This window comes from Novosphingobium aeonii, from assembly GCF_052279045.1.
Classification (GTDB): Bacteria; Pseudomonadota; Alphaproteobacteria; order Sphingomonadales; family Sphingomonadaceae; genus Novosphingobium.
The window spans coordinates 271620-285552 of the sequence record NZ_CP176832.1 but is presented as its reverse complement, the minus strand read 5'-3'; the positions used below and the strand labels follow the sequence as shown (position 1 = coordinate 285552).

Here is a 13933-nt window from a genome sequence, read left to right as displayed (position 1 = left end):
GCGCCGAACCAGGCATGTAAACGGAAAAGAGCATGATCTCGTTCCTTGAATTCGAAAAGCCGATCGCCGCGCTCGAGGCGCGCATTGCAGAGCTGCGCACCACTGCCAGCGACAGCGATCTCGATATCGCGGGAGAAATCGCGCGCCTCGAGAAGAAGAGCGCCGGCATGCTGGCGGGCACTTATGCCAAGCTCACGCCCTGGCAGAAGACGCAAGTGGCGCGCCATCCGCAGCGGCCGCACTTCGTGGACTATCTGCGCCTGGGGTTCACCGACTTCATCCCGCTGGCGGGCGACCGCGTCTATGGCGAAGATGAGGCGATCGTTGGCGGCCTCGCGCGGCTCAACGGCCGCAAGGTCATGGTTCTTGGGCATGAAAAGGGCCACGACACGCCCAGCCGCATCAAGCACAACTTCGGTTCTGCGAAGCCCGAAGGCTATCGCAAGGCGATCCGACTGATGGAGATGGCGGGCAAGTTCGGCCTGCCGGTCGTCACCCTGGTCGATACCGCCGGCGCCTTCCCCGGCGTCGAGGCGGAAGAGCGCGGGCAGGCGGAAGCCATCGCCCGTTCGATCGAGGCCTGTCTTGCGGTGCCGGTGCCGATCGTTTCGGCCATCGTCGGCGAAGGCGGTTCCGGCGGCGCAGTAGCGTTGGCCGCTGCCGACCGCGTGCTGATGCTCGAACACTCGATCTATTCGGTGATTTCGCCCGAAGGCGCCTCGTCGATCCTGTGGCGGACCCCGGACAAGGCGCCTGACGCCGCCGAGGCCATGAAGGTGACGGCTCAGGACCTGCTTTCGCTGGGTGTCATCGAACGCATCGTGCCTGAGCCCGTCGGCGGTGCCCAGCGCGATGCCCCGGCCGCGGCCCGGTCACTGTTCAGCGCCATCGACGAGGAACTCGATACCCTGTCTGCCCTTACCGCCCGCGATTTGCTCGCCCGCCGTGAGGAACGCTTCCTGGCCATCGGCCGGGCGTGATTTCAGGAGAGGCGCCGGCCCCGGGTCGGCGTCTCCTCCGATGCAGGCGCCAGGCGCTTGCAACCCATTGACCACCCAGCCTCCCTGTGCCAGAGCGCGACCTTGCCGATAGCGCAAAGGTAGCAGTCTTGCCGCCATCCGCGGGTGTAGCTCAATGGTAGAGCAGCAGCTTCCCAAGCTGAATACGAGGGTTCGATTCCCTTCACCCGCTCCATCTCCCATCGCCGGACCATACCCTCCCGCTCCGATCAGGCGCGTCTTTCCGTGAGCGTGTGCTGGGCGACGAGAATTTGGGTCTGGTCGGAATCGACCGGATGATGCCTGCTGTGTAGCGCGAGAACGCCGCAGCCCATCATGATCCACAGCGCTGCATCCAGGACGAGGATCAGTTTAAGGTTCAATCTGGGAATGTGCGCGCGAGGTTTCATTCGAAATCCAGTGTCGTGCCGCCTCGCTTGCCTTTCGGGCCAATAGGCCGGCGGCGATGAATGCGGGCTGACGCGCAAGGCACGGCGACTGGCCGAGAGGGCAATGAAAAGGGCGGGATCTTGCGACCCCGCCCTTCATTTTTCCGCACGGATGTGCGGGCTATCAGTTCGCTCCGCCGAAGAGATCGGCCAACTGAACCTTCGCACCCATGAAGAAGTAGCGACCGACCGCGCTGATCGGCGTGTTCAGGGATCCGATCGCCGGCTTCTGGTTGAACAGGTTGTTCACGCCGCCATAGATCGTGAACTGCTTGCCCACATCGTAGGAGAAGCTCACGTCATGCGAGAAGCGCTCCTTGAGCTTCAGATATTCCGGGGCAACGATGTCCGGGTTGCTGGCCACGGTCTGGCGATCGTAGCGGTACATCTTGGACATGTAGTTGATCTGCCAGTCGAGGCTGAACGGACCCTTTGCCCAGGTCAGATCGGTTGTGATCTGGAACTTGGGAGCGATGTTGGCGGCGACATAGGCGTCGTTCACCTTGTCAGCGCCCGGGATCGGCACCGAGGTGAGGCGGTGCAGGTAGTTCCCGACGACGCGCGTGCCGAAAGTGCCAAGCTGGTCGGTGGGAATGGTGTAGTTCACCTGGAAGTCCAGCCCGGCAGTGCGGATATTCGCGACGTTCAGCGGTCCGACCAGGAAGCTGATGATGTTGCCGGGATCGGCGATCCCGTTGGTACCATTCTGGCGCGTGATCGCATCGCAGTATTGGTTGTCGAGCGTGGCCTGATCGACGCACAGTTCGGCAACGGTCTGCGGATCGACAGTGCGGATCGCGTTCTTGATGCGGATGTCATACCAGTCCGCCGTGATCGTCAGGCGCGGCACGAATGAGGGCTGCAGCACGATGCCGGCGGTCCAGGTCTTCGCGGTTTCTTCCCGAAGGTTGGGGTTGCCGCCCTGGAAGCCGGAGATGTTCGAGCTGCGGGTGTCGTCGTAATTCGAGGGATTCGCGACGCCAAGCGACGACAGCAGCGTCTGACAGTTGTCGACACGATACTGCGTCCCATTCTGCAGGAAGTCGGAGCCGCAGGGATCGTCGATGAATTCGAAGGTCTGGGACTGCTGGCTGAAGAGTTCGCTGATGTTCGGCGCGCGAACTGCGGTCGAGTAGGTGCCGCGAATAGTCACGTCACGGACAGGAGCCCATTCACCACCGACCTTCCAGGCATTGGTCGAGCCGATGCTGGAGTAATCCGAATAGCGGAATGCGCCGTTGACGCCGAGGCGCTTGGCAAACGGCATGTCGGCCAGGATCGGCACGTCGACTTCGGCAAAGGCTTCCCAGACGTCGAACGAACCCTTGGTGTTGCCCAGCGAGTTGGTGAACGTCAGGCCCTGCGCTGCCAGTTCGTCGGCAACGAAGCTGCTCTTTTCCTTGCGATATTCGCCGCCGATGGCGAAGCCGATGGCGCCGCCGGGAAGTTCGAAGAGACCCTTGGTATTGCCGGTGATCGCGCCGCTGACGACGTGCTGCGTCAGTTTGGTACGGTCGACGGTGTCGGCCATGATCCAATCCAGCGCCGCCCGGTTTCCGGCCGCATTTTCACCGAACAGGTTCAGCGGGAGGCAATCGCCGGGAGCGAACGTCGTCGGCGGAATTTCGCTGCGGGTGTAGTTGTAGGGCTGGTTGGGCGTCCAGGTGGGATCGACGTTCACCCGGCAGGTCACGCCGCCATTGCCATCGCTCACCGCATCGATCGCCGCATAGTAGCGATCGGTGATCATGTTGTTGGTATAGTGCGATTTGATCTTCGACTGACCATAGACGTAGGACAGGTCGTACGACAGGTTCGAACTGATATCGCCGCGCGCACCAATCACGCCGCGCAGGGTTTCGCGGGTGATGTCCTCGCCGCGACGGCCGAAGTCGAAGTTGTCGCGGTTGACGAGAACGCCGCCGTTCTCGGGGTCCATGAACGGGCGCACCGCAGCCGGGATATAGGGGTTGTCCTCGGGGATGAGGAGGTAATAGTCGAACGTCGGCTGCCCGACCGAGTAGGAACGCGTGCGGGCGTACTTGCCTTCGGCATAGAGCTTGAACGCGTCGCTGAAGTCGAAGTGGGCGACTGCGCTGACGATGTCGCGCTTGATCTCGGGCAGGAGATCGTTGCCGTAGTCGGAAACGAGCGTGCCCGAACCACCCTGCTGGAAGTAGAGCGGGACATAGGAGCCAGGATCGTAGGGTAGGCCCTGCGAGCCGTAGAAGTCCGGAATGCCGTCAAAGTCGACGTCGATACCACCTTCGCGCGAGGTGTCGTTGTAACGGACGTTGCGCAGCGGAATATAATCGGGAATACCGTCGTTGTTGTTGCCGCCGGTTTCGGTGTCGTCGGGGTTCAGATAGAAGCCGACACGGTTTTCACCGTCGAGATATTTGCGCGAATGGACGCTGAGGCGGTCTTCCTCCCCGTGCTCCCAGGCAACGGCGAAATTGCCGCGGCCGCCTGCGAAGTTGTGACCGGCGGTGAGGGCGATGAGGCGCTGGCCGGCGTCGCCCTTTTCCGAAAGGCCGGTCTGGACGCGGGCGTTGAAGCCTTCGAAGTCCTTCTTCTGGATGAAGTTCACGACGCCCGAGACGCCGTCGGCACCGTAGATGGCCGAGGCGCCGCCGGTCAGGACTTCGACACGTTCGATCAGGTCGGTGGGGATCGTGTTGATGTCGACCGACTGCGTGCCGTCGACCGAGGCGACCTGGCGGCGGCCGTCGATGAGCACGAGGGTGCGCTGGGTGCCGAGATTGCGAAGGTCCAGCAGGTTGAGGCCGGTGGCGCCGATACCCGCACGATCGCCGGCATTCTGGTAAGAGCCCTGCGAGCCCTGGAGCGCGGGAATCGTTTTCAGATAATCGGTGAGGTTGGTCGTGCCGGAGTCGGTGATGTCCTTCGATGTCACCACGGTCACGGGATTGGGGGCATCGAGCTCGGGGCGAGCGATGCGCGAACCCGTGACGATGATGGCTTCACCGGGGCCTTCATCGGCGGCTTGCGAGGAGTCCTGCGCCATGGCGTGCTGCGGCAGGAGGAGGGCCAAGGCCGGAATGGCAGCCATGCCGAGGAGCTTGTCCTTGCGATTTTTCATTTTTGCGTTCCTTCGATTTCCCTGGGCGGCTCTGCCTGCCGCTCTACGAGGGCCCGCCGGACATTGCCCGGGCGAAGGTAGGTAATCGTGGCCATACGCCGAGGAACTGCAATCGAAATGTTGCTGAGGCAGAAATATACATGTTACGCGTTGTAACATTGCAACAATTTAATGGCCGATGTGGTACATCCTGATCGACGGAAAATACCACACCGGCCGTCACGTTCAGGCCGGGTTCCAGCCCACAACCGACTTTACTTCGAGATATTCGGCGAAGCCGTGCTCGCCCCATTCGCGGCCGTTGCCGGAGCGCTTGTAGCCGCCGAAGGGTGCGTGGAAATCGAAACCGCCGTTGACCCAGATCGCACCCGTGCGCATCCGTCGCGAGACGGCGCGGGCGGTGTCGAGGTCTTCGCCCGAGACATAGCCGCCCAGGCCGAAGCTGGAATCGTTGGCGATCGCCACCGCATGATCCACATCGTCGTAGCCGATGATGACGAGGACGGGGCCGAAGATTTCCTCCCGCGCGATCACCATGTCATTGGTGCCGACGAACACGGTGGGCTTGACGTAGTAGCCCTTGTCGAGCCCATCCGGCTTGCCGGGGCCGCCGGCGATGAGCTTGGCGCCTTCCTCGATGCCCTTCTCGATATAGCCCTGGATGATCTCGTACTGGCTCTTCGAGACGACCGGGCCCATCGCGAAATTGCCCTTGGGATCGCCCACGGTCACGCCGTTCGCGGCCTCGGTAGCGGCGGCGATGGCGTCGTCCATGCGCGCGTTGGGCACCAACAGACGCGAGCCGGCCGAGCAGGTCTGGCCGGAATTGCCCATCATGCCGCCGGTGGCGGCGGCGACATTGGCGGCGAGCGAGGCATCGTCGAGCACGATCCAGGCGCTCTTGCCACCCAGTTCAAGGCCGACGCGCTTGACGGTATCGGCGGCGTCCTTCTGGATCTGCACGCCCACCGGCTCGGAGCCGGTGAAGGAGATCATGTCGACGTCCTCATGGGTGGAGAGTGCGGTACCGATCTCGCTGCCCTTGCCTTGCACCATGTTGAACACGCCCGCCGGAACACCCGCGTCGTGCAGGATTTCGGCAAGGATCTGGGCCGAATACGGCGCGAGTTGCGGCGGCTTGAGGATCATCGTGCAACCGGCGGCAAGTGCCGGGAAGATCTTCACGCAGGTCTGGTTCATCGGCCAGTTCCACGGCGTGATCATGCCGCAGACGCCGATCGGCTCCTTACGGATCAGCGTGACGCCGCGCTGTTCCTCGAACTTGAACTCCTTCAGCACCTCGATCGCGGTGGAGAGGTGGCCCTTGCCCAGCAGCGTGTGGAAACCGCAGGCGAGCGACATCGGGGCGCCCATTTCTTCGCTGACGGCCTCGCCCAGTTCGGCTTCGCGCTTCAGGTATTCGGCCAGGATCGCTTCGAGCAGGTCGAGGCGTTCCTTGGCGCTGGTCTCACCGAACGTGACGAAGGCGCGGCGCGCGGCGGCGACGGCCTTGTCGACATCGGCGGCGGTGCCGAGCGAGATCGTGCCGGAAACTTCCTCGGTCGCCGGGTTGACGACTTGTGCGGTGCGCGGCGCGATGGGATCGACCCACCGACCGTCGATATAGAACTGGGTGTAATTGCGCATCGTTCTCTCCCGTTCCCAAGCCAAAACCGCCCCGCTCTCGGGTTGAGAGGGGGCGGTTTCGCTCAGGTCTGCATGTGTTTTCCGGCGTTTCGGAATTACTGCGTGCCCTCAGCGTACCAAGTGCGGAATTCCGAATAGTTCGGCATTTCCTCCGAGTTCGCGGCCGGGTCGATCGGTACGTGGATCACGGTGCAACCGCCACGCTCGTAAGCGCGCTGGATGGCCGGGCCGATGTCCGCCGCCTTCTCGACATATTCGCCCGCCGCGCCGAAGCCTTCGGCGATCTTGTCGAAGCGGACCTTGTCGGACCAGTGCACGCCGGTTTCCTTGGTGCCCTTGCCGAAGGTGCGCTTGTAGACGCCCACTTCGAGGCCCCACTGGAAGTCGACGCCGACCACGATCACCAGCGGCAGGTTCTTGCGCACAGCGACTTCGAGTTCGCCGACGTGGAACAGGAACGAAGAGTCCGAGGTGAGCAGCATGCCCGGGCGGACCTTGCCGGTTTCGGCCTGGTCGGCGAGCATGGCGCCGGTGGCATAGGGCAGGCCGGTGCCGATGTGGCCGTAGTTCTGGTTCCAGATCACGTCATGTGGCTTGGCCTGCGAGTAGGTCCACTGGAAGATCACCGTGGCGCCGCCGTCGCGGATCAGGATGCCGTCCTTCGGGAAGGCCTTGGTCGCTTCGGTGACGAACTGGCTGGTGTGCATCTTCGCGGTCGAGCCGTCGGGCTTGGTCGCGGCTTCTTCTGCCAGTTCGACAAGCTGATCGGCATCGCGCTGGATATATTCGGCCAGCGACGGCGCAGCCTTGCGCGGGGTGTCCTTCAGCGCGCGGACGAGCTGCGGCACCACGGCGCGGACGTCGCCCACCAGCGGCACGTCGATCGGGCGGTTGACGCCGATCGCTGTCGGGTCCTGCTGAACATAGATCCACTTGCGATTGGCTTCGTTGTCCACCCAGTGGCGCCAGCGGCCGTAGTGGCTCGGCTCGCCCAGTTCGGTGGCGAGCGCCACGCAGCAGTCGCTTTCGACAACGGCGTCGATCGAGGCTTCCGAGAAGCCGTAGGGGAAAGTGCGATCCTCGATCCCGTCGATGAACGAGGTGCCGCCCGAGGTCTGGATCACCGGGCACTGCATCAGTTCGGCCAGTTCCTTGACCGAAGCGCCTGCCTTGGCGGTGTAGACGCCGTGGCCGACCAGCAGCACCGGGTTCTTGGCATTGCGGATGATCTCGGCCGCTTCGGCAATGCGGTCGCCATCGGCGCCCTGCATGGTCAGGCGGTAGCGATGCGGCGGCAGCACCGGCGGCAGGTCGAGTTCTTCGAGAATGACGTGCGCGGGATATTCGATATAGGCCGGCCCCGGCGTGCCCGACATGGCGACGCGGATCGCCTCGCGGATGATTTCGTCGGTCTGGTCGGCATATTCGATGGAGCTGGAGAACTTCACCGAATCCTCGATCATCGGCTCCTGGCGGACGAACTGGATACGGCCGCGACGCACGCGGCGCTCGGTGATGCGGGCGCGCTGGCCGCCCATGAAGATCACCGGATCGTTCTCAACCTTGGCGCACTGGATCGCGGGCATCATGTTCGCCATGCCCGGCCCGAGCGTGCCGATGCAGAGTGCCGGCTTGCCGGTGATGCGGGCAGCGGCGGCGGCCATGTGGCCGGCGGACGCTTCGTGGTGCGGCGAAACGACGGTCCAGCCGCGCGATTCCGCTTCCAGGAACAAGTGGACGAAGTTGGGATCGGGAATGCCGAACAGGGTCTTGATGCCCTCAGCCTCGAACAGGTCGAGAATGCGCTTGTAAACCGGGGTGCCCTTGCGCGCCGAAACGGGTGCTTCAGCCTGGGGTTGGTCGTCGTACATCGTCTTGCCTTCCTCTCGATCCGTTTTCTTCGCGCTATCTCGCGAGGGAAATCAGGTTGCCGGTCACTCTCCCAAGGCACGGCCTGAACAGGTGGTTAGCCCAAGCCTCGGGACGCTGTCAGTTGAAATCAACAGTACTGTTTACTTCGAATCGACTGCTATCGCCCCGGCGACGCTGGGCGCCTCCGGGGCCAGTTCCTTGAGCACCGCTTCGTTATCCTGCCCCAGCGCGGGCGCTGGGCCGCGCACCTTGCCGGGCGTCGCGGAAAACCACGTGGGCACGCCGGGAAAGCGCACCGGGCCTTGCGGCGTCTCGACCTCTTCGAAGAAGCCGATTGCGTTCAGGTGCGCGTTGTCGAAAAGCGCGTCGGTGGAGCGCAGCGGCGCGCAGGGGATGTGGAGCGCTTCCAGCGTCTCCAGCCATTCCTGCGTGGTGCGGGTAAGGAAAGTCTCGCCCAGCAGACCGTAGACGCGTCCGATCTGTTTCGCGCGTTTGGCCAGAGTCGAGAATTCCTCGCTCGCCCAGGGAGGGTTCACGGCCGCCATGAAAGCGTCCCAGTGCTTGTCGTTATAGACGAGCGCGGCGACGTGGCCGTCCCTGGTGCGATAGGGGCGGCGGTTGGGCTCGACCGCGCGGTGATAGTGCGCGGGCGTGGTGGGCGGCGAGAACATCGCGCCGTTGGCATGCTCCACCAGCATGAACGAGGTCATCGCCTCGAACATGGTGACTTCGACTTCCTGACCCTCTCCGGCGCCTCTGCCCCCGGTGCGTTCGCGGTGGAACAGTGCCATCATCGTCGCATAAAGCGCGTGAAGGCCCGCCACCTTGTCGGCCATGATCGTGGCGACATAGCCAGGTTCGCCGTTCATCAGCCCCTGCACATGGGGAATGCCGCACTCGGCCTGGATGGTGTCGTCGTAAGCGGGCCGGTCGCCTTCAGGCCCGCGCCGCGAATAGCCGTAACAATTGGTGTAGATGATGTCCGGGCGGATCGCGCGTACCGCTTCGTAATCGAAGCCGAGCTTGGCGATCGCGCTGCCGCGCATCGAGTGGATGAATACGTCCGCCGTGGCGATCAGGCGGCGCAGAGTCTCGCGATCCGTTTCGGTTCGCAAGTCGAGCATCAGGCCGCGCTTGCCGCGATTCACGTTGACGTAGATGCCGCCCATGCCGGGCACCGGGCCTTCGGTGATCCAGCGGGTGTTGTCGCCGGCGGGCGGCTCGATCTTGATGACCTCCGCGCCCATGTCCGCCATGATCTGCGTGGCATAGGGCCCGAAGACGACGCTGGTGAGATCGACCACGCGGATGCCCGCCAAGGGGCCGAGAGGCGGTTCTTCGCCCTGTATTCCCGTCTCTCCCGCCATCGTGCTCTCCTTCTCTCCTCCCTCCCGTAGCGCACCGCCGGAGCGAAAACCATTCGTATTTGCGTTTGATGGACGCATATCGGCACGATGATGGTTGTCTGGTTCGAGCGGCGCTGATAGTCCGGCAGGCAAGAAGGAAGAGGAAAGCCGATGGATTTCGCACTCACCGAAGACCAGCAGAATATCCGCGAAGCAGTGCTCAGGCACTGTTCGCAGTTCTCTGACGAGTACTGGCTGGAAAAGGATCGCAGCGGCGAATTCCCTTACGAGTTCCACAAGTCGATGGCCGATGCCGGCTGGCTGGGTGTCGCCATGCCCGAAAGTGTGGGCGGCGCGGGGCTGGGCATTACCGAAGCGGCGGTGATGATGCAGGCGGTGGCGGAAAGCGGCGGCGGCATGACCGCCGCCTCGGCGATCCACGGCCCCGTCTTCGGCCTCGAACCGGTCATACTTTTCGGCACCGAGGAACAGCAGCAGCGCATGATTCCGCCGATCCTTTCGGGCGAGGAGAAGATGTGCTTCGCGGTTACCGAGCCGAACACCGGGCTCGACACCACCAGCCTCAAGACCCGCGCCGAGCGTGTGCCGGGCGGCTACCGCGTCACCGGTGAGAAGATCTGGATCACCAACGCCCACGTCGCCGACCGCATGCTGCTGATCGCGCGCACCACGCCGCTGGAAGAGGTCAAGAAGAAGACCGACGGCCTGACCCTGTTCTATTGCAAGCTTGACCGAGAGAAGATCGAGACGCGCCTCATCCCCAAGATGGGCCGCCACGCGGTGGGCTCGAACATGATGTTCATCACCGATTTCTTCATTCCCGAGGAAGATCGCATCGGCGAGGAGGGGCAGGGCTTCCGTATCCTCCTCAAGGGCCTCAACCCTGAACGCGTGCTGCTGGGCGCCGAGGCCACCGGCCTTGGCCGCGTCGCCATCGACCGCGCTTCGCGCTACGCCCGCGAGCGCGTGGTATTCGGGCGACCCATCGGCCAGAATCAGGGGATTCAGCATCCACTGGCCAAGGCGTGGATGCAGGTGGAGGCGGCAAGCCTGATGGTGTTCAAGGCCGCGACCCTGTTCGACAAGGGGCTCGACTGCGGCGTTGAGGCGAACAGCGCCAAGTACCTCGCCGCCGAGGCCGGTTACGAGGCATGCCAGACCGCGATGATGAGCATGGGCGGCATGGGCTATGCGCAGGAATATCACGTCGAGCGCTACTTCCGCGAAGTCATGATCCCGCGCATCGCCCCGGTCAGCCCGCACCAGATCATGAACTTCATCGCCGAGAGGGTTTTGGAACTGCCCAAGAGTTATTGAGGCAAGCCCACTTGAGAACGCCCGTCATCCCAGCGAAAGCTGGGATCGTAATCGGCAGCGCGGGGCATGGCCGCCCGCGATCCCGGCTTTCACCGGGATGACGACTGGAGAGAACATGCCCGTAACCCACGAACCTATCGCCGCCCGCTCCTGGCTCTTCGCGCCGGGCGACAGCGAGAAGAAGATGACCAAGGCCATGGAGGGTGAGGCCGACATCGTCCTGATCGACCTGGAAGACGCCGTCGCGACCGATGCAAAGGCCGCCGCGCGGGTGATGGTGCATGACTTCATCGCCGCCAACCCCGGCCAGCGCGGCCGCCTCTGGGTGCGTGTGAACCCGATGGACGGCCCGCACACGCTGGCGGACCTCGTGGCGGTCATGCCTGCGCGTCCCGGCGGGATCATGCTGCCCAAGGTCTACGGGCGGCAGGATGTGGAGACGCTGGACCGCTATCTCGAAGCGCTGGAAGTGGCCAGCGGCATCGAACAGGGATCGACCCCGGTAATCGTGCTGATCACCGAAACGGCCGAGGCGATGTTCCACACCGGCGACTACAAGGGCGCTCCGCGCGTGGTGGCGCTGACCTGGGGCGCTGAAGATCTGGCCGATTCCATCGGCGCATCCTCCAACCGCAATGCGGACGGATCGTATTCCTTTACCTACGAACTGGCCCGTAGCCTGACCGTGCTGGGCGCGGCGACCGCGGGCGTCACCGCGATCGAGACGATCAGCGCCGACTTCAAGGATCTGGAAGCGCTCAAGGCTCGCGCCGAGAAGGTCCGCCGCGACGGCTATCGCGGGATGATGGCGATCCACCCGGCACAGGTACCCGTGATCAACGAGGCATTCACCCCCACCGAGGCCGAGATCGCCGAGGCGCAGGAAATCGTCGATGTGTTCGCCGCCAATCCGGGTGTCGGCGCCATCGGCTGGAAAGGCGGAATGCTTGACCGCCCATACCTCGCCCGTGCGCAGCGGCTGCTGCGGCAGGCAGGGAAGCTGTAAGATGACGCTTCGGCTTGCCGCATCCCAGCTCGACCTCTCGCGGTTCCTGAAACCGGGCGACCGCGTGGTGTTCGGCCAGGCCTGCGGCGAGCCGACCGCGCTGGTGCAGGCGCTGATCGAACAGGGCGAGGCCATTGGCGGCCTCCACGCCTTCATCGCCACCAGCTTTTCCGGCCTGTTCACCCCCGAAAGCGCGCGCGCCTTCCGCCTCTCCAGCATGGGCGCGATCGGCGCGCTGCGGAGCATGACCAAGGCAAATGCGCTGGACGTCATCCCCGTCCACGTCAGCCAGGTCGCCTGCCTGATCGAGGCGGGAATCATGCCCTGCGACGTGGCGATGATCCAGGTCAGCCCCGCCGATGGGCAAGGCAATCACAGCTGCGGCCTGATCTCCGACTACGTGCGCGCGGCGGTGGACAAGGCGCGCCTCGTGATCGCCGAAGTCAACGAGCAGGTGCCTTACGTTCCGGGCGAGACGATCCCCGGCGCGTTGATCGACGTGGCCGTCCACGTCAGTCGTGCGCCCGTGGAAGTCGCCCCCGCGAAGATCGGCCCCACCGACGAAGCCATCGCCCGCCACTGCGCCGAATTCATCGGTGACGGCGCGGTGCTGCAGACGGGCGTGGGCGCGGTGCCGGACGCGATCCTGCGCCTGCTGCACGACCGCCGCGACCTTGGCGTTCATTCGGGCATGCTAGGCGATGGCCTTGTCGACCTTGCCGAAGCCGGCGTGCTGACCAATGCCCGCAAGGAGATCGACCGGGGCGTCTCGATCAACGGCGCACTGATCGGAACGCGGCGGCTCTATGACTGGGCTGCGCACAATCCGGCGATCCGCATGGCCCCCAGCAGCTATACCCACGGGGTGAAGCCGATCATCCAGCTTACCCGGCTGGTGACGATTAACTCCGCGCTGGAAGTGGACATCACCGGGCAGGTCAATGCCGAGCAATCGGGCGCGACCTATCTCGGTGGAACCGGCGGGCAGGTCGATTTCGTGCGCGCCGGATCGCGCGTGCCGGGCGGCGCCTCGCTGATCGTGCTGGCCTCCACCGCGAAGGGCGGCACGCTGAGCAAGATCGTCCCCGCCCTCTCTGGCCCCGTCACCACCGCACGGACCGAGGTTGACGTCATCGTCACCGAATACGGCGCGGCGCAGCTCAAGGGCCAGACCCTGGCCGAACGCGCGAAGCGGCTGGTCGCCATCGCCCATCCCGACTTCCGCGAAGACCTGTCGCGCACCGCCCACGAGATCGAGAAAAGGGGCTTCTAACATGACTCAAGCAGTCCTCTACGATGTCCATGATGACGGTATCGCGGTCATCACCATCAACCGCCCCGAACAGCGCAATTGCCTAAGCCGCGAAGTGCGCGAGGGGCTGCGAGAGGCGTGGGCGAGGTTCGAGGCCGATCCCTCCGCCCGCATCGCCGTGCTCACCGGCAGCGGCGACAAGGCTTTCTGCGCGGGCGGCGACCTGAAGGAGATGGTCGAAACCGGCATGGCGGTGCCGCCGCGCGATCTTTACGCGCTGCCTTACGACACCATCGAACTGACCAAGCCGACCATTGCCGCTGTCAATGGCCATGCCTTCGCGGGCGGCTGGATGATCGCTCAGGCCTGTGATCTGTGTGTCGCCGGCACGAACGCGAAGTTCGCGATTACCGAGGTGAAGGTCGGACGCGGCAGCCCCTGGGCCTCGCCGCTGATCCACATGATCCCCCAGCGGATCATGATGGAGATCATGCTGACCGGAAAGCCCATTACTGCCCAGCGCGCTTACGAGATCGGCCTCGTCAACCGCCTTGCCGAACCGGGCACGGTACTGGATGCCGCCATCGAACTGGCGCGGGAGGTGCTCGAAGGCGCGCCGCTGTCGGTAAAGGCTGCGCGCGAGACGGTCATGCTGGCGACCGAGATGGGCCGCTCCGCTGCCTTGCAAGCCGCCCGCGCAGCGCACGAGCAGACCTATAATTCCCGCGATGCGCAGGAAGGCCCGCGCGCCTTCGCGGAAAAGCGCAAGCCGGTCTGGCAGGGGCGCTGAATCAGGGTGCTGCGGCCGTGATGGCGCACATCCTTGCGGAGAATTCCCGCACCGGGGCGGCGCGAGCTTAGGTTATCGCCGAGGGTGCGACGATCATCGCGGTGTTGCGCAGCCAGATCGCCGGAACCCATC

At 64.3% G+C, this 13933-nt stretch carries 10 protein-coding genes and 1 tRNA gene; 6 read left to right on the top strand and 5 right to left on the bottom strand.

Features of this window, described 5'->3' with window-relative positions:
• Positions 1-32 precede the first annotated feature (32 nt).
• On the top strand, positions 33-980 hold the full coding sequence (locus tag ACLIMP_RS01505; protein ID WP_054438174.1) for an acetyl-CoA carboxylase carboxyltransferase subunit alpha: 948 nt from the start codon (positions 33-35) through the stop codon (positions 978-980).
• A 140-nt stretch (positions 981-1120) separates the two neighbouring features.
• Positions 1121-1194 (top strand) — tRNA-Gly (locus tag ACLIMP_RS01500).
• A gap of 34 nt (positions 1195-1228) precedes the next feature.
• Here the strand turns inward: ACLIMP_RS01500 and ACLIMP_RS01495 are convergent.
• The 5 genes from ACLIMP_RS01495 to ACLIMP_RS01475 all read right to left on the bottom strand — a co-directional run bounded on the left by ACLIMP_RS01495 (position 1229) and on the right by ACLIMP_RS01475 (position 9436).
• Positions 1229-1408, bottom strand: coding sequence for a hypothetical protein (locus ACLIMP_RS01495; RefSeq protein ID WP_443478007.1), 180 nt, complete (start codon positions 1406-1408; stop codon positions 1229-1231).
• A 163-nt stretch (positions 1409-1571) separates the two neighbouring features.
• The gene (locus tag ACLIMP_RS01490) at positions 1572-4550 is read right to left on the bottom strand and encodes a TonB-dependent receptor plug domain-containing protein (RefSeq protein ID WP_324697059.1); all 2979 of its coding nucleotides are present in this window, start codon (positions 4548-4550) and stop codon (positions 1572-1574) included.
• Positions 4551-4775: 225 nt separating this feature from the next.
• Positions 4776-6197 (bottom strand): aldehyde dehydrogenase family protein, encoded by a 1422-nt coding sequence (locus tag ACLIMP_RS01485; RefSeq protein ID WP_324697057.1) that lies wholly within the window; start codon positions 6195-6197, stop codon positions 4776-4778.
• Positions 6198-6292: 95 nt separating this feature from the next.
• The gene (locus ACLIMP_RS01480; RefSeq protein ID WP_324697055.1) at positions 6293-8068 is read right to left on the bottom strand and encodes a thiamine pyrophosphate-binding protein; all 1776 of its coding nucleotides are present in this window, start codon (positions 8066-8068) and stop codon (positions 6293-6295) included.
• A gap of 141 nt (positions 8069-8209) precedes the next feature.
• Positions 8210-9436, bottom strand: coding sequence for a CaiB/BaiF CoA transferase family protein (locus ACLIMP_RS01475; RefSeq protein WP_054439392.1), 1227 nt, complete (start codon positions 9434-9436; stop codon positions 8210-8212).
• A gap of 150 nt (positions 9437-9586) precedes the next feature.
• Between ACLIMP_RS01475 and ACLIMP_RS01470 the strand changes: the two genes are divergently transcribed.
• The 4 genes from ACLIMP_RS01470 to ACLIMP_RS01455 all read left to right on the top strand — a co-directional run bounded on the left by ACLIMP_RS01470 (position 9587) and on the right by ACLIMP_RS01455 (position 13801).
• Positions 9587-10753, top strand: coding sequence for an acyl-CoA dehydrogenase family protein (locus ACLIMP_RS01470; RefSeq protein WP_132469173.1), 1167 nt, complete (start codon positions 9587-9589; stop codon positions 10751-10753).
• Between the two features lie 115 nt (positions 10754-10868).
• Complete coding sequence (locus tag ACLIMP_RS01465; RefSeq protein WP_324697052.1) at positions 10869-11759, top strand: HpcH/HpaI aldolase/citrate lyase family protein; 891 nt, start codon at positions 10869-10871, stop codon at positions 11757-11759.
• A 1-nt stretch (position 11760) separates the two neighbouring features.
• Positions 11761-13032 (top strand): acetyl-CoA hydrolase/transferase family protein, encoded by a 1272-nt coding sequence (locus tag ACLIMP_RS01460; RefSeq protein WP_324697050.1) that lies wholly within the window; start codon positions 11761-11763, stop codon positions 13030-13032.
• Position 13033: 1 nt separating this feature from the next.
• On the top strand, positions 13034-13801 hold the full coding sequence (locus tag ACLIMP_RS01455; RefSeq protein ID WP_054439395.1) for an enoyl-CoA hydratase/isomerase family protein: 768 nt from the start codon (positions 13034-13036) through the stop codon (positions 13799-13801).
• Positions 13802-13933 lie beyond the last annotated feature (132 nt).